This is a genomic window from Amycolatopsis sp. cmx-11-51 (assembly GCF_047608665.1).
In the GTDB taxonomy this organism is placed as follows: domain Bacteria; phylum Actinomycetota; class Actinomycetes; order Mycobacteriales; family Pseudonocardiaceae; genus Amycolatopsis.
In genome coordinates, this window is record NZ_JADNQO010000007.1 from 284,080 (window position 1) to 301,162 (window position 17,083).

At 64.5% G+C, this 17,083-nt stretch carries 19 protein-coding genes; 10 read left to right on the plus strand and 9 right to left on the minus strand.

Annotated elements, in window-relative coordinates:
• The first annotated feature begins 33 nt into the window (after nt 1-33).
• Nucleotides 34-243: a hypothetical protein gene (locus ACM6LU_RS24710; protein ID WP_181775064.1), complete on the plus strand. Its 210-nt coding sequence runs from the start codon at nt 34-36 to the stop codon at nt 241-243.
• Nucleotides 240-998, plus strand: coding sequence for a hypothetical protein (locus tag ACM6LU_RS24715; protein WP_414940132.1), 759 nt, complete (start codon nt 240-242; stop codon nt 996-998). The genes ACM6LU_RS24710 and ACM6LU_RS24715 overlap by 4 nt, the downstream gene beginning before the upstream one ends.
• Before the next feature lie 76 nt (nt 999-1,074).
• Here the strand turns inward: ACM6LU_RS24715 and hutI are convergent, their stop codons facing one another.
• The 5 genes from hutI to hutH are packed head-to-tail and all read right to left on the minus strand — an operon-like array spanning nt 1,075 to nt 7,894.
• Nucleotides 1,075-2,229 carry an imidazolonepropionase gene (gene hutI, locus ACM6LU_RS24720; protein ID WP_414940133.1) on the minus strand — a complete coding sequence of 385 codons (1,155 nt, stop codon included), beginning with the start codon at nt 2,227-2,229 and terminating at the stop codon, nt 1,075-1,077.
• Nucleotides 2,217-3,521, minus strand: a complete 1,305-nt coding sequence (locus tag ACM6LU_RS24725) for a formimidoylglutamate deiminase (RefSeq protein ID WP_414940134.1) — start codon at nt 3,519-3,521, stop codon at nt 2,217-2,219. The genes hutI and ACM6LU_RS24725 overlap by 13 nt, the downstream gene beginning before the upstream one ends.
• Nucleotides 3,518-4,714, minus strand: a complete 1,197-nt coding sequence (locus tag ACM6LU_RS24730; protein ID WP_414940135.1) for an allantoate amidohydrolase — start codon at nt 4,712-4,714, stop codon at nt 3,518-3,520. The genes ACM6LU_RS24725 and ACM6LU_RS24730 overlap by 4 nt, the downstream gene beginning before the upstream one ends.
• Nucleotides 4,711-6,363: a urocanate hydratase gene (gene hutU, locus ACM6LU_RS24735; RefSeq protein ID WP_414940136.1), complete on the minus strand. Its 1,653-nt coding sequence runs from the start codon at nt 6,361-6,363 to the stop codon at nt 4,711-4,713. Before hutU ends, ACM6LU_RS24730 begins: the two co-directional genes overlap by 4 nt.
• Nucleotides 6,364-6,367: 4 nt before the next feature.
• The gene (gene hutH, locus ACM6LU_RS24740) at nt 6,368-7,894 is read right to left on the minus strand and encodes a histidine ammonia-lyase (protein WP_414940137.1); all 1,527 of its coding nucleotides are present in this window, start codon (nt 7,892-7,894) and stop codon (nt 6,368-6,370) included.
• Nucleotides 7,895-8,070: 176 nt separating this feature from the next.
• Between hutH and ACM6LU_RS24745 the strand changes: the two genes are divergently transcribed.
• Nucleotides 8,071-8,856 carry an IclR family transcriptional regulator gene (locus ACM6LU_RS24745; protein WP_414940138.1) on the plus strand — a complete coding sequence of 262 codons (786 nt, stop codon included), beginning with the start codon at nt 8,071-8,073 and terminating at the stop codon, nt 8,854-8,856.
• On the opposite strand, the gene ACM6LU_RS24750 is transcribed toward ACM6LU_RS24745, so the two are convergent.
• Nucleotides 8,844-9,059 (minus strand): hypothetical protein, encoded by a 216-nt coding sequence (locus tag ACM6LU_RS24750; RefSeq protein WP_146044386.1) that lies wholly within the window; start codon nt 9,057-9,059, stop codon nt 8,844-8,846. The two genes, ACM6LU_RS24745 and ACM6LU_RS24750, sit on opposite strands and share 13 nt — an antisense overlap.
• A 585-nt stretch (nt 9,060-9,644) precedes the next feature.
• On the opposite strand from ACM6LU_RS24750, the gene ACM6LU_RS24755 reads away from it, so the two are divergent.
• The 5 genes from ACM6LU_RS24755 (at nt 9,645) to ACM6LU_RS24775 (ending at nt 12,822) form a co-directional block, all read left to right on the plus strand.
• Nucleotides 9,645-9,956 (plus strand): resolvase, encoded by a 312-nt coding sequence (locus tag ACM6LU_RS24755; protein ID WP_414940139.1) that lies wholly within the window; start codon nt 9,645-9,647, stop codon nt 9,954-9,956.
• A gap of 215 nt (nt 9,957-10,171) precedes the next feature.
• Nucleotides 10,172-10,894: a hypothetical protein gene (locus ACM6LU_RS24760; RefSeq protein WP_414940140.1), complete on the plus strand. Its 723-nt coding sequence runs from the start codon at nt 10,172-10,174 to the stop codon at nt 10,892-10,894.
• 109 nt (nt 10,895-11,003) lie between these two features.
• Nucleotides 11,004-11,522 (plus strand): TIR domain-containing protein, encoded by a 519-nt coding sequence (locus ACM6LU_RS24765; RefSeq protein WP_414940141.1) that lies wholly within the window; start codon nt 11,004-11,006, stop codon nt 11,520-11,522.
• On the plus strand, nt 11,519-12,385 hold the full coding sequence (locus tag ACM6LU_RS24770; RefSeq protein ID WP_414940142.1) for a macro domain-containing protein: 867 nt from the start codon (nt 11,519-11,521) through the stop codon (nt 12,383-12,385). The genes ACM6LU_RS24765 and ACM6LU_RS24770 overlap by 4 nt, the downstream gene beginning before the upstream one ends.
• Entirely contained in the window at nt 12,382-12,822 is a 441-nt protein-coding gene (locus tag ACM6LU_RS24775; RefSeq protein WP_414940143.1) for an HIT family protein, read from the plus strand. The genes ACM6LU_RS24770 and ACM6LU_RS24775 overlap by 4 nt, the downstream gene beginning before the upstream one ends.
• Here the strand turns inward: ACM6LU_RS24775 and ACM6LU_RS24780 are convergent.
• From ACM6LU_RS24780 to ACM6LU_RS24790, 3 genes are all read right to left on the minus strand, one after another.
• Entirely contained in the window at nt 12,815-13,843 is a 1,029-nt protein-coding gene (locus ACM6LU_RS24780) for a toll/interleukin-1 receptor domain-containing protein (protein WP_414940144.1), read from the minus strand. The two genes, ACM6LU_RS24775 and ACM6LU_RS24780, sit on opposite strands and share 8 nt — an antisense overlap.
• Nucleotides 13,844-13,905: 62 nt before the next feature.
• Nucleotides 13,906-14,463, minus strand: coding sequence for an NUDIX domain-containing protein (locus tag ACM6LU_RS24785; RefSeq protein ID WP_414940145.1), 558 nt, complete (start codon nt 14,461-14,463; stop codon nt 13,906-13,908).
• Entirely contained in the window at nt 14,460-15,845 is a 1,386-nt protein-coding gene (locus ACM6LU_RS24790; protein ID WP_414940146.1) for a helix-turn-helix domain-containing protein, read from the minus strand. Before ACM6LU_RS24790 ends, ACM6LU_RS24785 begins: the two co-directional genes overlap by 4 nt.
• 536 nt (nt 15,846-16,381) lie before the next feature.
• Here ACM6LU_RS24790 and ACM6LU_RS24795 point away from each other — a divergent pair.
• Nucleotides 16,382-16,801, plus strand: coding sequence for a hypothetical protein (locus tag ACM6LU_RS24795; protein WP_414940147.1), 420 nt, complete (start codon nt 16,382-16,384; stop codon nt 16,799-16,801).
• The gene (locus ACM6LU_RS24800) at nt 16,798-17,067 is read left to right on the plus strand and encodes a hypothetical protein (protein ID WP_414940148.1); all 270 of its coding nucleotides are present in this window, start codon (nt 16,798-16,800) and stop codon (nt 17,065-17,067) included. The genes ACM6LU_RS24795 and ACM6LU_RS24800 overlap by 4 nt, the downstream gene beginning before the upstream one ends.
• Nucleotides 17,068-17,083 lie beyond the last annotated feature (16 nt).

The following is a 17,083-nucleotide window of genomic DNA, read 5'->3' on the forward strand; positions in this document are numbered from 1 at the left end:
CTCCGCACGGGCAATGAGGCATGATGATCGACCATGGCCGAGCGCACACTCTCCGGTCAGCTAGGCGGTCCTGTCCCGGCAGGCATCGAAGCGCTGGCCGACGACGAGAAACAGGACCTCTCCGACGCGTTGCGCGACGCGCGCCACCGCCAGGCCAAGGCCTTGGCCGAGGCGGGCGAAGAGGGCTTGAAGTACGTACCCGCGCTTCTGCGTGGCACCATCCGCAAGGTGGTGGGCCTGTGACCACCGAAAACTTCGCGTCGCAGGCGGAGATCCTCAAACTGGCCCGCGTCCTCGGCACCACTCCCGAACGGCTTTCCTACCTGGGAAACGTGGACGCGGTCGAACTCCAGGCGTTCCGTGAGCAGGTGACGAACAAGCTGTTCGACGCCAACCGCGCCGCCCTCGAGCGGATGGCGATGGCGAGCAAGCTCGTCCCGAGCCCGATCCTGGCGAAGATCGCCGAGAAGGTCTTCGGCCCGCTTCTGTGCGCCCGGATCGCCGGGCTGGTGGACGTCTCCCGTGGCGTCGACGTCGCGAAACGCCTGAGGCCGCAGTTCCTGTCCGACGTCGCGGCCGAACTGGACCCGCGCCGGGCGAGCGCGATCATCGCGCGGATCCCGCTCGACACCGTCGTCGCGGTCGCGGGCGAACTGGTGCGCCGTGAGGACTGGATCACCGTCGGCCGGTTCGTCGGTCACCTGCCCGATCCGACGGTGCGGAAGGCGCTCGACGTCATCGGCGACGAGCCGCTGATCCGGATCGCGTTCGTCCTCGATGACAAGAGCCGGATCGACCACGTCCTCGGCCTGCTCTCCGAGGCCCGGTTCCGCGGTCTCCTGCGGGCCGCGGCCGCCGACGAGGACCTGTGGCCGCCGTTGCTCGACCTGCTCACCCACCTGAGCGAGAAGCGGATCGAGCAGTGGTCGCACCTGCTCGGCGAACTCCCGCCCGCGCTGCGCGAGCGGATCGAGGAAACCCTCGGTCACACCTCCTGATCCCGGCGGGGAGAGCAGGGGACCTTTGCTATCACTCGCTTAGTATGCCTAAGTAAGTGATAGCAAAGGTCCCTTGCTACTTCCCGCAGGTCAGGCGCGTCCCCCGCCGCCAAACAGCGGCCGTCAACGGCACTCCAGGCCGGTACGCGAGGTGAGTGACCGAAGGCGCCTCCAGCACCTGAAGGTCGGCTCGCGCCCCCGGTCGCACGACGCCCACATCGTCACGCCGCAGCGCCCGCGCGCCACCCGCGGTAGCCGACCACACGGCCTCGTCGATCGTCATCCGCATCTGCAGCACAGCGGTCGTGACGCAGAACGCCATCGACGTCGTGTACGAACTACCGGGGTTCGCGTTGCTGGCCAGCGCGACCGTCGCCCCCGCGTCCAGGAGCCGCCGCGCGGGCGCCAGCGACTGCCGGGTCGACAGGTCGCACGCGGGCAGCAAGGTCGCGACGGTCTCCGAAGCAGCGAGAGCCTCTACGTCCGCTTCGCTCAAGTACGTGCAGTGGTCGACACTCGCCGCCCCCAACTCGACGGCGAGCCGCACGCCCGGCCCCTCCCCCAGCTGGTTCCCGTGCACCCGCAGCCCGAGCCCGCGCTCCCGCGCCGCCTTCAGCACCCGCCCGGACTGCGCTTCGTCGAAGGCGCCGGTCTCGCAGAACACGTCCGCCCACCGCACCAGCGGCGCCACGGCGTCGAGCATGTCACCGCACACCAGGTCCACATACGACTCCGCGTCCGCACCCGGCGGCACCAGATGCGCGCCGAGGAACGTGACCTCGTCGGCCACGTCGGCGGCGATCCGCGCCGAGCGCACCTCGTCTTCGACGTTGAGCCCGTATCCGGTCTTCGTCTCCAGGCAGGTCGTTCCCTGCTTCGCCGCTTCGTCGACGTGACGCCGCAGGTTGGCCGCCAGCTGCTCGTCCGACGCTGACCGCGTCGCGTCGACGGTGACCGCGATACCCCCGGCGCTGTACGCCTTCCCAGCCATCCGCGCTTCGAACTCGGCCGTGCGGTCCCCGGCGAAGACGAGGTGCGTGTGACTGTCGACCCATCCGGGCAGCACCGCCCGGCCGTCGACGTCGACCCGCTCGTCCGCGTCCGGCGCGTCGGCCGCCGCGCCGACCCAGGCGATCTTTTCGCTCTCGACGACGACGGCGGCGTCGTGAAGCTTGCCCAGCCCGGCGTCGTTCGTGGTGAGCTCGCCGATGCCCGTGATCAGGACTGCCACAATGCCTCGATCTCCTTGGCCAAGACCGTTTCCGGCCGGTCGATCAGCTGGTGTGCGCCGTCGCGGACGATCTCACGCCCGGCGACGACAACATTCCGGACATCCGCGCCGGAGGCGGCGAAGACCACCCCGGACGGCTCGATCCCCGCGGTCCGCACCGAACCGAGTCCGACCGTGACGAGGTCCGCCCCCGCCCCCGCGGTCAGCTCGCCCACCTCGTCCCAGCCGATGGCACCGTGATCCGTCGCCGCGGTGAGCAGTTCGTCCGCGGTGAACCGGCCACGCCGCTCGCTGGCGAGCCGCTCGTTCAGCTCCAGCGCCCTGGTCTCCTCGAACGCGTCGACGACCGCGTTGCTGTCACTGCCGACGCTGAGCCGCACCCCCGCGTCCAGCAACGTCCGGGCGGGACCGATGCCGTCGCCGAGATCCCGCTCGGTCGTCGGGCAAAAACACGCTCGGCTGCGGGCCGCGCCCAGCCGTTCGATGTCGAGCGGCGTCAGATGGGTCGCGTGCACCGCCGTGAGCCGTTCGCCGAGGACGCCGTGGTCGTAGAGCAGCCCCGTCGGTGTCCAGCCGTAGGCCGCCATGCACTGCTCGTTTTCGGCCCGCTGTTCGGAAAGGTGGATGTGCAGCGGCCGATCGGCCGGCGTCCCGTTGTCCACTTCGGACAGTTGGTCTTCGGGAACGGCACGCACCGAATGGATCGCGCCGCCCACCCGGAACGTCTCCTTCTCCCGCAAGTCGCCGACTCGTTGCGCCCACTTCCCGGCCGAACCGTCGGAGAACCGCCGCTGCACCTCGTCGGGTTCGACGCCGATACCGCCCGCGAGATAGCAGGTGTCGAGCAGCGTGAGCCGGATCCCGGCGTCCTCGGCCGCGTGCCGCAGCGCCTCCCCCATCGCGTTCGGCTCGGCATAAGGCTTTCCGCCCGGCGCGTGGTGCAGGTAGTGGAACTCGCCGACACTCGTGTAGCCGGCCAGCACCATCTCGGCATAGACACCGCGCGCCAGCCGGTAGTACGTGTCCGGATCGAGCCTGGACGCGAGCGAGTACATCCGTTCCCGCCACGTCCAGAAGGTTCCTCGGTCGTGGTGCGTCCGGCCCCGCAGCGCACGGTGAAACGCGTGCGAGTGCCCGTTGGCGAAGCCGGGCAAGGTCAGTCCATTCAGGACAGTACCTTCGCTAGGCGCGTTCGCCGTCACGGAAGTGATCCTCCCGGCGTCGACCTCGATCCGGACGGCATCGGTGATCCCGTCTGGCAGCCAGGCCCGCGCACACCAATATGTCGTCATGTCGACAGTTTTTCGAGGACGTCCGCGAGCGCGCGGGCACCGTGGTCGACGTCCTCCGCTTCCGAGAACTCCTCCGGAGAATGGCTGATACCGGTGGGATTGCGCACGTAGAGCATCCCGGACGGGACGAAACCGGCCAGGATCGCCGCGTCGTGCCCGGCACCGGTCGGCAACTCCGGCGGCCCGCCCAGCCAGGTGCCGAGGTCGCGGCGCAGCGCGTCGTCGAAGATCACGTCGCCCGAATACGACTCCCTGGTCACCTCGACCCGGCACCCTTCCTGACCTGCCGCGTCTTCGGCCAGTTTCGCGATCTCCGCGACCAGCTCGGGCGTGCCCGTGCCCGGCACCCGCGCGTCCAGCCACAGGTCCACAGTGGACGCGATGACGTTGGTACCGCCCGGAACCGGCACGAGCCTGCCGACCGTGGCTCTGGCGTCCGCCGTCACCTTCGCCAGTTTCCGCACGGCGATCACGGTCTCGGCCGCCGGGATCATCGGATCACGACGGTCACCGATCAGCGTCGCACCGGCGTGGTTTCCCTGACCCTGGAAGGAGAATCGCCAGCGACCATGGGCGATCACCGTGTTGCCGACGGCAACCGGTGAGCCGAGGTCGATCAGCCCGCGCCCCTGTTCGACGTGCAGTTCGAGGAACCGCCCGATCAGGCCGAGCCGCTCGGAATCACGGCCGACGAGTTCCGGCTCAAGGCCGGATTTCGCCGCCGCTTCGGCGAACGTCACGCCGTCGGGGTCGCGCAGGCCGCGCGCCTTGTCCGCGTCGATCGTCCCGGTCAGCAACCGAGACCCGAGACACGGCACCCCGAACCGGCCACCCTCCTCCTCCACGAAGACGACGACGGCGAACGGCTTGGCGGGGCGGAATCCCTTGGTTTGCAAGATCTCCACCGCCTCGAGCGCGCTCGCGACACCGAGCGGGCCATCGAAGGCGCCACCGCCGGGAACCGAATCGAGATGACTCCCGGTGACGACCGCGTCCGGGCCGGGGGTTCCCCACCAGGCCCAGATGTTGCCGTTGCGGTCGGTCTCGACGCCAAGGCCCAGCCGCCCCGCAAGCTCGACGAACCACGCGCGCAGTTCGGTTTCGGCCGCGTCGAAGGCGTGACGCGAGTAGCCGCCGCGTTTCGGGTCGCGGCCGACGTCCGAAATCTCCTCCAGCAGCGAGGACGCGGTCACTCGGCGTCCCGCATCGGAACGCGGACGCCGCGCTCGTCGGCGACGTCGGCGGCGCGGTCATACCCGGCGTCGACGTGCCGGATGACACCCATGCCCGGGTCGTTGGTGAGCACGCGCTCGAGTTTCTGCGCGGCCAGCAGGGTTCCGTCGGCCACGCTGACCTGGCCCGCGTGGATCGAGCGGCCCATGCCGACGCCGCCGCCGTGGTGGATCGACACCCACGTGGCGCCCGACGAGGTGTTGACCAGCGCGTTCAGCAGCGGCCAGTCGGCGATGGCGTCGGAGCCGTCGGCCATCCCCTCGGTCTCGCGGTACGGCGAGGCGACACTGCCGGAGTCGAGGTGGTCGCGGCCGATGACCACGGGCGCCTTCAGCTCTCCGCTGGCGACCATCTCGTTGAACCGCAGGCCCGCGAGATGCCGTTCGCCGTAGCCGAGCCAGCAGATCCGCGACGGAAGTCCTTGGAAGGCAACGCGTTCGCCTGCCAGCTTGATCCAGCGCGCGAGGGATTCGTTCTCCGGGAACAGTTCCAGCATCGCGCGGTCGGTCGCCGCGATGTCTTGCGCGTCACCGGACAGCGCCGCCCAGCGGAACGGGCCGTTGCCCTCGCAAAACAGCGGGCGGATGTAGGCGGGCACGAAACCGGGGAAGTCGAACGCGCGCTCGCAGCCGCCGAGTTTCGCCTCGCCGCGCAGGGAGTTGCCGTAGTCGAAGACCTCGGCGCCCTTGTCGAGGAAGCCGAGCATCGCCTCGACGTGTTCGGCCATCGACTCGCGGGCACGTTCGGTGAACTCGTCGGGCTTCTTGTCCGCGTAGTCCTGCCACTCGTCGACGCCGATGCCCTTGGGCAGATAGGAAAGCGGGTCGTGCGCGGAGGTCTGGTCGGTGACGATGTCGATCTCGACGCCGCGGCGCAGCAGTTCGGGCAGCACCTCGGCGGCGTTGCCGATCACGCCGACGGACAACGCGCGCTTCTCTTTCTTGGCGGCTTCCACGCGGCGGATCGCGTCGTCGAGGTCGCCGGCGACCTCATCGAGGTAGCGAGTCTCGACGCGGCGGTGCGCGCGCTGCGGGTCGCATTCGATGACGAGCGCGACACCGTCGTTCATCGTGACGGCCAGCGGCTGCGCGCCACCCATGCCGCCGAGGCCGGCGGTGACGGTGAGCGTGCCCTTGAGGGTTCCGCCGAACCGCTTCTTCGCGACAGCGGCGAAGGTTTCGTACGTGCCCTGCAGAATTCCTTGTGTGCCGATGTAGATCCAGGACCCCGCGGTCATCTGGCCGTACATGGTCAGGCCTTGTGCTTCCAGGCGGCGGAATTCCGGCCACGTCGCCCAGTCGCCGACGAGGTTGGAGTTCGCGATGAGCACGCGCGGCGCCCACTCGTGCGTGCGGAACACACCGACCGGCTTGCCGGACTGGACGAGCAGTGTCTCGTCACTGTCCAAAGTGGTCAGTTCGCGGGTGATCGCGTCGAAACTGGCCCAGTTGCGGGCGGCCTTGCCGGTGCCGCCGTAGACGACCAGGTCCTCGGGGCGCTCGGCGACGTCGGGGTCGAGGTTGTTGTGAAACATCCGCAGCGCGGCTTCGGTCTGCCAGTTCTTCGCGGTGAGTGTGGTGCCTCGGGCGGCACGGACCGTGCGGGACATGGGCTCAGACCTCCAGGTGGGCCGCGACGAGGACGGCGCCCGACGCGACGAGTTCTTCGGCGGCGGCGATCTCCGGCGCCAGGTGACGGTCGGGGCCGGGACCCTCGACCTTGGTGCGGACCAGATCCCGGACCCGGCCGGTGACCGGTGACGGGGCGAGCGGCGCGCGCATGTCGAGTGCCCGCGCGGCGGTGAGCAGTTCGATGGCGAGAACGGTGTTCAGGCCCTCGACGGCCTTGCGCAGCTTGCGTGCGGCGGACCAGCCCATGGAGACGTGGTCCTCCTGCATGGCGCTGCTCGGGATCGAGTCGACCGACGCCGGCACCGCGAGGCGTTTGAGTTCGCTGACCACGGCCGCCTGCGTGTACTGGGCGATCATGTGGCCGGAATCGACGCCGGGGTCGAACGCGAGGAACGGCGGCAGGCCGTGCGAACGGGACTTGTCGAGCATGCGGTCCGTGCGGCGCTCGGCGATGCTGGCGACGTCCGCGAGCGGGATGGCGAGGAAGTCGAGCACGTACGCGACCGGGGCGCCGTGGAAATTGCCGTTCGACTCGACGCGGCCGTCGGACAGCACGACCGGGTTGTCGACCGCGGAGTGAAGCTCACGCTCGGCGATGAGTTCAGCGTGCGTGAGGCTGTCGCGTGCGCCGCCGTGCACCTGGGGCGAACAGCGGAGTGAGTACGCGTCCTGAACGCGGTTGCAGTCCGGACCGCGGTGGCTCTCGACGATTTTCGAGTCCTGAAGCGCCTTCCACATGCGCTCGGCGCTCAGTGCCTGCCCGGGGTGCGGCCGCAGGGCCTGGAGATCGGCTGCGAAGGCTCGATCGGTGCCGAGGAGCGCTTCGACGCTCATCGCCGCGGTGATGTCGGCGGTATCAAGAAGCTTGCCCAGATCCGCCGCAGCCAGCAGGAGCATGCCGAGCATCCCGTCGGTCCCGTTAGTGAGGGCGAGGCCCTCCTTCTCCGCGAGAACGACCGGCTCGATCCCAGCATGCTTCAGTGCGACGCTCGCCTGAACGACTTCGCCGTTGTACTCGACTTCGCCCTCCCCCATCAGCGCGAGCGCTACGGCGGCGAGAGGCGCGAGGTCGCCGGAGCAGCCGAGAGAGCCGTACTCGTGGACGAGCGGGGTGATCCCGGCGTTGAGCAGGGCCGCAAGCGCTTGCGCGGTGCTCGGCCGGACGCCGGTGTAGCCGCTGGTGAGGGTGCGGAGACGCAGCAACATCAGCGCGCGCACGACCTCGGTCTCGACGACCGGGCCCGCGCCGGCCGCGTGCGAACGGATCAGCGACCGCTGAAGCGCCGTGCGGCTCTCGAGCGGGATGTGCCTGGTGGCGAGAGCCCCGAAGCCCGTCGAAACGCCGTACGTCGGCGTCTCGGCATGGGCGAGGTTGTCGATGTGCTGACGCGTCGCGGCGAGATTCTTCTCGGCCGCTTCGCTGACCGCGACGGGCGAGTGGTCACGGGCGACCGCGACGACCTGTTCGGGCCGAAGCGGTTCAGACCCCAGAAGTACGGTTTCCGGCATGGCCCCATTGGACAACGCCATGCCCGCTGGTGGGCGGCCCCAACCGGTGGTTGTGTCTGGTATCCAAGACACGCACGGTGGTAGCAAGGGACCTTTGCTGTCGCTTGTTTAGCGTGCCTAAGTAAGCGGTAGCAAAGGTCCCTTGCTACCACCGCTGAGCGAGACAGGAGGTCACGATGGGTGAGAGCAGCGAGGTACCCGCACTGCGCCGCGGCCTGGGCATCCTTCGCGCTCTCGCCGCCCGGCCGGGCCCGATGTCCGCGACCGCGATCGCGCGCGAACTCGACCTCCCGCGCTCGACGACATATCACCTGCTCGCCGAACTGGAGGCCGCCGGTTTCGTGGCACACCTGCCCACCGAACGCCGGTACGGTCTCGGCATCGCCGCGTTCGAACTCGGCTCGGCCTACTTGAGGCACGACCCGCTGGAAAGACTCGCGGTCCCGCTGCTGCGCAAACTCGCCGACCGGGTCGGCCACACCGCGCATCTCGGCGTGCTGCACGGCAACGAGTCGCTCTATCTGGTCAAAGAGCGACCCACGCGGCCGGAAACACTGGTCACAGAGGTCGGCGTCCGGCTACCCGGCCAGCTCACCGCGTCGGGAAGGGCGATCCTGCGGCACCTGCAGTCACCGCACGTGCGTGCGCTCTTCCCTGCCGCGTCGACGTTCGTCCTGCGTACCGGTCGCGGCCCGCGCACCCTCGCCGAACTGCGTCGCACGCTGAACGCGGAGGGCAGGCTCGGCTGGGCGGTGGAAGACGGACACGTCACCGATGGATTCGCCTCGGTGGCCTGCCCGGTCTTCGACCACGGCGGCCGGCCGATGGCCGCGATCAGCGTGACCCTCCGCCACCTCTGCCCAGGAACTGAAGGCTGCGAGGAAACTTGGCCTGACCTCGCCGAAGAGGTCCGTCTGACCGCGGCCGAACTGACCACCCGGATCGGGGGTCAGGTGCGCTGAGCGTGCCTCTTCTGGACTCCCTCAAGGCCGAGCATCGCCAGCAGTTCCGCACAGTCGAGAGCACTCGAAGAGTGCCCGGCGACGGTTCGCGCGGCTCTGCCGTTCTGCAGGGTGAGGCGGACTTCTTCTTCCGCGCGCACACCCGCCATCCGGCTCTGGTCTTCAGCGGGGTCGGGACGACTGGAATGCCTAGCCCAGGTCATCTGCTACCTTCTTCCGGCCCTCCGGCGACACGGGGTCGGTTCGAAAGAGGGCCATGGTCGGACACCTAGCATGACATCCCACCCGTCGACTGTTCCCGGCGCGGGTGAATTGAGATGAAATCGATCTAGATTTAGCTACGCTCTGTGATTCAAAGAGAACTCAAGTCGGGCATTGAAACGGCACACCAGTGTCCGGCGCCAAGCGCCCAATCCCCGCCACGACGGCGCGGCTCGCGCTGACCCTGTCCGCGATCACATCTCATACTCCGGACGATGATCTCCAGTGCTCAATCGGCGTGCGCGCCGATCACCTCGGTCAGTTCCTCGACCAGGCGTCGACCCGCGCCGCGGACCGCGGAGAGCCGCTGTGGAGCGCGCTCGGCGTCTCCAAGGAGAGTGGCCGGCCCAGTTCGGGCTTCTGCCTCCTCGCTCGGCGGTTGCGGACCGAGTACCAGGACCTCGACGCCGACTCGATCTGGCAGCAAGAGCGAGACCGCTGCTACGCCGCAGCCGGTTCAGCCCAAGCTCCCACGACACACGAAGAAGCGGCCCCACCCCGAGGGGCGGAGCCGCTTCCGTCGACCAGTGGAGCTCTGCCGCCGCTATTCCAACCGCCAAGACCTCGTAAACCCGCTGGTCAACGTCCTAAACAAGATCCAGAACGGTTCGTCAGATGCCAACGATGATCTTGTCACCGTCAACGGCACCCAATCCGATGTGTGGCGTATCGCAGATCGTTTGTCGCCGTCCGACATTGAGAGCCTTGTCGAGTCGTATCGCACAGGCGGCACACTGAAGGCGGTAGCCGAGCGTTACGGCGTCAGCGTAGCGACCGTCAAGCGGTTGGCTCGTGAGCACGGCGTCCGCAAGCAACGCCCAAGGAGCCAGGCCTCATAGATTGCATGCCACCTGGGTGGACGCGAAGACCTCACCACAGGCATGACAGCCGGAGGCCAATCAGCTGCCAGGAGTGGTCTCGAGCACGCGCCAAGCGTCGAGGCAGCTGCCGATGGACGCCCGCAGCTGTGATCGACATCACCGCAGGGCAGAATGGTGTCTACAGGTTGAAATCGCCCACTCACGTCGGGTGACAAAGTCAAAGGAGTCTCAATGTGAGCTGGCTAGAACCAGCCTGGTTCGCTGCAGGCGCCGCAGGGGTCGGGGCGACAGCGGCCGCCGTGGCCGCGTTCAACGGTGTACGGACGCTCAGGCAAGCTCGCCGAGACAGCAAAAACCGCAGCCAGCCGATGGTCGCCGCCGAGCTCGAAAGCGTGCCGTACGTCCGTGGGAGCCAGAAGCTCGTCATCAAGAACTACGGCCCCAGCGTGGCCCGCAACGTCACGGTGTCGTTCGATCCGCCGATCCCGGATCCTGAGCCCGCAAAAGCCGCCGAGAGTGTCACGCCGTTCTTGAAGCGGCGCTACGAAAAGCCGATACCGGTGATGACTCCAGGGATGTCGCTTGAAAACGTCTACTACTCCGGCCGTCCGCTTGGCGGCCAGTTCGTAAACTTCGAGCCGACGCCAGATCAAGTGGTCGTGAAGATTGCTTACACCGACAACAACGGCGCTCCGTACGAGGACGCGTTTCCCCTCGACGTGATGCTCATTCGCTCAACTACCGAGGCGACGTCGTCAACAGCTCCAGAAGCAAAGCTGAAGGAAATCGCACAGGAGCTGAAGAAGATTCGAGAACTCCTCACCGAGCAGCGGCGGGAAAGTCATCAAGATCTAGCAGGGCCCGCCCCCAGTGAAGAAATAATGAGGCTTATGGAGCTGGGAGGCGCTGGCGGAGCACTGGAAAAAGGAGAGGGAGATTCTCCAGCTAAGAGTTAAAGACGGTAAATTCGCTCCGCGAGTACAACCGGCGGGGCCAAAATCTAGACTACAGTATCGCGCGTGGGGTCTCACCTCATGCTGTAGCCGCTAACGAGGGAGAGCCGCCATGAGCTACCGCAACAAGACATACGTCGCTTTCGCCAGCGAAGATATCAAATCGTATTGGCTCATGACTGCATGGCACAAGAACGAGAATATCGAATTCGACTTCTTCGATGCACATAACCTGAATACAGCGCTCGACACCAGCCGGCCGGACACGATCAGACTCCGGTTGCGCGAGCGGCTCGCAAACACAAAGCAGGTTGTCTTGCTTGGCAGCAGCAAGGGCAAGGCGAAAGCGGGGAATGGCAATTCATTCCTCTTCTACGAGGTGGAGGTGATAGCTAAGCTTAACCTGCCAGTGGTAGTTGCAAACCTCGACGGCGACCGGAACATAGATGAAAATTTCATCCCGCAGCGATTTTTAGACGATAACTACTACACGATGTCTGTGTCGTTTCAGCCAAAAATTATCAAGTACGCACTAGACGGCTACGTAACCGCGTTCGCTACCGGGAAAAATAGCGGACCTCATTACTACGAAGCTGAAACCTACACGAAGCTCGGTCTGCAGCAACGATGAGTATCGCCAGAGACTTTACTAAGCGTCGATTCTGGACCCGATTTGCAACGCAAACTCTGGCAAGCATCGGCTTCTTTGCTATTTTCGCAGGCGTAACCGACGCACTGTTCCCGGACTTGCTGCCGCCCGTAGGGAAAGTCATTGCCGTAGCCGTGGCTGCGCTATCACTCGGATTCGGTCTCTACCAATCGTGGCCACGGCCTGTCCAGATGAATTATAGTTCACCCAACACGGAGATTCACGTCGTCGAGGGTGACTTATTCGAGCAAGAGGGCAACGTTGTTATTGGAATGACTACCACGTTTGACACGGAAATACCTCATGTTATCGATGAGCTCGGCGTGCAGGCGCAACTTCTCACACGGATTTATCGCAATGACAACCGCGCTCTCGACGATGCGCTGTGTGCCGCGCTGGAGGATCACCCTGTTGCACGTCGGTTCAAACCCGAGGATCGCAAGCAGGGAAAGCAAATCGCCTACCCTTTGGGGGCTGTAGCTACGATCATGCCGGCGGTTCGGAAGCTGTACTTCTGTGTTGCTTACACTGAAATGAACAATCGGAACGAAGCGCGCGGAAGCGTCGATGGAATTTGGCGAAGCCTCAATAATGTCTGGGACGAGGTTCGCGCCAAAGGCAACGGTGATCCCATCTCCATAGCAGTCATCGGAGGCGGGCAGGCGCGTATCTCTCAATACTTCCCGGCGCAAGATTCAATCCGATTCATAGCTCTCTCGTACATGTTCGCATCTCGAAAAGAGAAGATCGCGAGCCGCTTGAACATTGTGGTCGAGAAACGTGCTGTTCGAAACTTAGACATGCTCGAATTGCAGGCCTTTCTCAAGTCGTTGAGGCCGTCATGAGTAGTGGGTCTCTGGAAATCCCTGAAGTTGAACCGTGTCCCTTCTGCGATTATCTGAGTGGCGCTCGACCATTTACTATTCTGACGCGGAACTCGTTGACCGCAACGTTAGTGACACGAGAGCAACGAGGAATCGGGCATCTCCTGGTAGTTCCCATTTCTCATCGGCCGACGCTGCTTCACGTCAGCAAGGATGAGGGAGCCGCCATCATGGCATCAGTAGTCACGGCGGCTAAGGCAATTACCGAGGCCTACAAGGTGGAGGGGGTAGCAGTATGGCAGAACAACGGCACGCCCGCCCATCAGACGATTCCGCACGTACACTTCCATGTTGCCGGAACGCTGCCTGAAGGCGGAACGGAGTGGAATGAAGTAGACGAAGCTTCGGTCGCCGAGACGGATACCATCGCCGAAAGACTTCGACCGTTTATTACTTGATCGCATCCCATGCACGCTTATACCCTAGATTTGCCGGAGCGTTGTATTCGGACCGAAACCACTCATCGAACTCTGGGGTCACTTCTTTGATGAACGCAGCAAGAGCCTCGGCTGCAGAATACGCCTCCATAACATCTGGAAACTCAAGATTGGCATCTAATTCTTCAAAGGTTTCAACTAGATGTCCCTGTTCCAGCGAATAGGCTGCGTCGTCATGACTCCCCTCGTCCTTTCCGGCATGTGGCCATGCCAGTCGTTGATTCTGCGTCTTGTACCAGATCGCATCCTCCACAATTGGAAGAATCTTGCGAAAAGACTTCCTCATGACATCTTGAAGGGCGCGAAATCGCTCAATCTCATTCTCAGGAAGCGCAGCTTCACGCACCTCCTCGGCAGTCTTTGCGACGACAATGCGCTTGTTCTGTCGCTCAAGCTCACGAAGGTCATTCTCTGAACTGCGTAACGCTTCTTGGGCTTCCTTAAGTTGATCCTTGAGTTCCCAAAACTCGGTCAGATCTATTTTTTGCGGAACAGTTAGACCCTTTGCAAGGTCGTCAACACTAGCAAGCCAGCGTGTAGCGCGTTTCCCCCACGTTGTGGCTAGCACTGCGCGTCCGGTCACCTTCGTAACCCGGTCATGCAACTTGTTAAGCGTGTCGCGATCATTGATGTAACCCGTTAACAAGCCCGATAGAATTCCTTCCAGGTCAGTATATTTCATACCGGGTGTCAAAACAGGAAATAGAGCGCCATACTTGGTCCAAGCGGCACCGAGTTCTGCCACACAGTAAGCGCTGGCTTGATACATCGGTGAGATGACGGCAATAACCAGATCTGAATCTCTGGCTTTCTCTCGCAGATAAGTGTTCAGATTCTCGCCAGGTTCGATTCCAGTGTCAGCGCCCGAAGAGTAGAAAATTTCTTGAGGCGAGAGGTTACAACCAAGTTGTAAAATCTGCTCTACAAACGGCGTCACAAACTGCTCATCTGCGGAAGCATGGCTGACGAAAATACCCGACACGGCAACATCCAGTCTTATTGCTCGACATCAATGATCACATTTGGGTTGCGGACACTGTACTCCTACACCCCACGCCGCCCGAACTCACCGTAGAGCGTTTCGCCGTCGATCAAGGCCCGGTGCGCCAGCTCCACACGTCGCGCCAGTGACGGCTGCAACCGCTGCTTGGCTTCGTCGATCTCCAAGAATTCAAAGCGGCTCAGCTCGTCTGCTGCCGGTCGGATGGCTTCAATCTGCTCGGTGTTCAGCACCCCGCCATCAAATATGAGCTGCAAGCTGTCTCGCCAGACGCCACGCGTCGGCATCCAGTCCACAAGCAGCAACCGGCCGACGGGGATGTCGATACCAAGTTCTTCCTTGATCTCACGGCGGCAACCAGCGAGCGGAGATTCGTCATCCTCCGTCAGGCCACCCGGGATCTCCAAGAACGGTTTGTACGTCGGGCTCACGAACAGCACCCGGCCTGCGGCGTTGCGGATGAGCGCGCCACTGGCGACATTCTTCCGAGGGAGCCGCCCCGCGATGCCGGGATTGAATTCGACTTCTGGCTCACCCTCGTCACGTATGTCATGAGCGAAGACAACACGGTCGCCGCAGTGGTTGGGCTGGTCGTCACTCACAGTGCCTCGCTTGGTAGGAGCGCGACTGCCTTACTGGTCAGCTCTCGCACCGGTGCCAGCTGCCGATGCCCGTCGAGCTGGACGAGCAGGTCGCGAACAATCCGGCGCGAGCGCTTCGACTTGGCTGCCGCAGCGGCTTCGACGGCCATCGTGCCATAGTGCACGGCACGTTCGACTTCACGCTCCAGCAGCGCGGCTTTGGCTAGCTGGCCAGCGGCAAAAACCTGCCGCCGCACCTGGTGGTGAGCGTTCTCCCAAAGCACCTCGAGGTATGGTGCGGCCGCGGCCGTATCACCAAGATCCAGGCAGGCAGTACTAGCAAAGCTTGCGAAGACCGCATCGTCCCAATGAGCCACCCAGTACGGAACGTCGGCGACGGCGCCGTGCCGGTGGAACGAAGCCTCAGCCCGGCCAAGCGCCTGCGTACTGCTGCTTCGATCTCCCAGCGCCGCAAAGGCGACCGCCTCCAGCATTGCCGCCTCGGCAGCGACGGCAGGTACTGATTTCTTGCCCGCGTGATGTTGCGCCGACTGGGCCAAGGTCAGGGCGTGGTCGGGACGATCCAAGTAGAGCGCCTGGTGACTCATGGTGGCCAAGACGAACGATCCGTATGTCGGATTGTCGGCTTCCTTGACCAGGCGCAAGGCCTGCACGAAGTAGTGTCGCGCCAACCCATGCAGCTGTCCGTCATACGCCATGTAGCCAATGACTTCGCACAGCACGGCGGCAGCTTGGAATAGCTCGCGCCGGAGCGGCGTCGAGGACGGGCTCCGTAGAAGCGGCATAACTCGGCCGCTCAAGTACTTGACAGCGAGTCCCCGGCTGTAGTCGCCCCCAAACTGGCGATCCAACTGGTCGAGTGCCTTGGTCGTGGTCACAATCTCGTCGATGTCACGGATCACAACCGGACTGCCGGACGACCGGACATCGTTATACGCAGCACCCACCAGCCACGACAAGATGGCCTGCGCTGGAAGATCCTCGGCAAACGCGGAGGCAGGGAGGTTAGCGACGCCCGACTCGTCGACGTGGGCGAGCGTGGCCAAACTGACCAGCGCACCGTCGAGCGACGGCTTGTACTGTGGCGGGATCTCAAAAGCCGCGAACGTCGCGTCATTGCGCGGCGTCACTACAACCTTGCTCGGAACGATCGGAGCGGGGAGCACTTCACCGATGCCCTCGTGCAGCAGGGCTTCCAATTCCGACGCCGTGATGTCTAGCAGCTTCGCCAGCTTCGGCCGTTTGTACGGGACAGGTTCAGTCTTGCCTCGCTCCCAGTTGCTGACCGAGCTGGACGCAACGCGGAGTGCCTCCGCGAGCGATTCTTGACTGAATCCAGCAGCTTTCCGGGCGCTGACCAGGCCGTGCCGCTTCGCAACCATCCGTCTTCTCTCGATCGCACGTGGTAATGACGGCCACATTACCGCAGGTCACGCCCCTGGGTTGCGAGATTCATGGAGGAATTTACGGATCTTTTGTCTGGTGTGGCCATCATCCGGCAACCAAGGTCATGACCTGGCATCCGGCGTCGGGGTAGACGTTTCCCACGCCTCCCGGGGTCGCTGGGCGGTCTCCCGCAAGAGATCCCCGTAACCGCCCGCGATTGGTCCTCTGGCGCCGGGTGCCGCTCCAGGAAACCCAACGATGCGAACGGGACGGAGCGGTCGGCCATGACCGTACGAACAGCAACAGATGCCCGGACTCCCAGTGCGGTGCCGCAGTACTGGCAGCGCAGGAACAACGCGCTCACGGCGGTACCAACTCCACGAATGCCAGAGCCCGTACAGCTCTACGCCCTCATCACGCTCTACCTGGCGACGCACACCCCCGATGCCCTCGAGCGGTGTATTCGCTGTGACCGGGTGTGGCCGTGTGGATCGGTGCGGTTGGCCTACCGGCTGCGCGAGGGGTTTTAGCAGTGGCGAACGACGTCTTTCCCGAACTGCAAGCGCTGGCAGCCCGGCTCATTGCCATGCCGCCGGTCGAGGCGGGGGCGAGCGCGTTGCCCACGGTCTACGGCTACGTGTGGGCCGAGCACCCTAAGCCCGCCTACATCGAAGCCTGCGCCGACGTCCTGACCTGGTGGAGCGTCGCCCGGGGACTGCGGCTTTCCGTGGTGTTCCGCGACATCGGGCTCAAACCCGACGCCTTGATCCGGCCGGGGTTCACCGCAGCGACGGACGTACTGCAGCTGCCGGACGTCGACGGTCTGCTTGTCCTTACTCGGCGCCATTTGTCCACCGAGCCATCGGTGGCGGATCGTCTGGCGCTGGAAGTTCGGCGTACCGGCACCACGCTGCGTGTACTGACCGACGAGCTCGGCGAGGCCGACTCGTGAGGATTGAAACCACCGAACTTGTCCGGGCTCTTGGCGCGGTGAGCCAGCACATTCCACGGGTGATCAACGGCCTGCTCACCGGTCAGATACCGTCCGCCAAACAGCAAGAGTTCGCCGAGTTGCTACTTGGCCTCGGTGAACTCTTGCACAACCACGCCGAGACGTCTTCGGAGCCAGACGCCGGGCTTGTCCTTCCGCCGGCGACCGAGGGACGGCACGCACTGCGCGAGCCACCAGACCCCGAGCCGCCACCAGCAGCACCGTGAACGGCTGGGGGTGGTT

Coding starts and splice junctions, on each gene's coding strand:
- ACM6LU_RS24790 (WP_414940146.1), bottom strand. CDS start 15,845: ATGGTTGCGAAGCGGCACGGCCTGGTCAGCGCCCGGAAAGCTGCTGGA.
- hutU (WP_414940136.1), bottom strand. CDS start 6,363: ATGTCCCGCACGGTCCGTGCCGCCCGAGGCACCACACTCACCGCGAAG.
- ACM6LU_RS24765 (WP_414940141.1), top strand. CDS start 11,004: ATGAGCTACCGCAACAAGACATACGTCGCTTTCGCCAGCGAAGATATC.
- ACM6LU_RS24775 (WP_414940143.1), top strand. CDS start 12,382: ATGAGTAGTGGGTCTCTGGAAATCCCTGAAGTTGAACCGTGTCCCTTC.
- ACM6LU_RS24710 (WP_181775064.1), top strand. CDS start 34: ATGGCCGAGCGCACACTCTCCGGTCAGCTAGGCGGTCCTGTCCCGGCA.
- ACM6LU_RS24770 (WP_414940142.1), top strand. CDS start 11,519: ATGAGTATCGCCAGAGACTTTACTAAGCGTCGATTCTGGACCCGATTT.
- hutH (WP_414940137.1), bottom strand. CDS start 7,894: ATGCCGGAAACCGTACTTCTGGGGTCTGAACCGCTTCGGCCCGAACAG.
- ACM6LU_RS24745 (WP_414940138.1), top strand. CDS start 8,071: ATGGGTGAGAGCAGCGAGGTACCCGCACTGCGCCGCGGCCTGGGCATC.
- ACM6LU_RS24725 (WP_414940134.1), bottom strand. CDS start 3,521: ATGACGACATATTGGTGTGCGCGGGCCTGGCTGCCAGACGGGATCACC.
- ACM6LU_RS24750 (WP_146044386.1), bottom strand. CDS start 9,059: ATGACCTGGGCTAGGCATTCCAGTCGTCCCGACCCCGCTGAAGACCAG.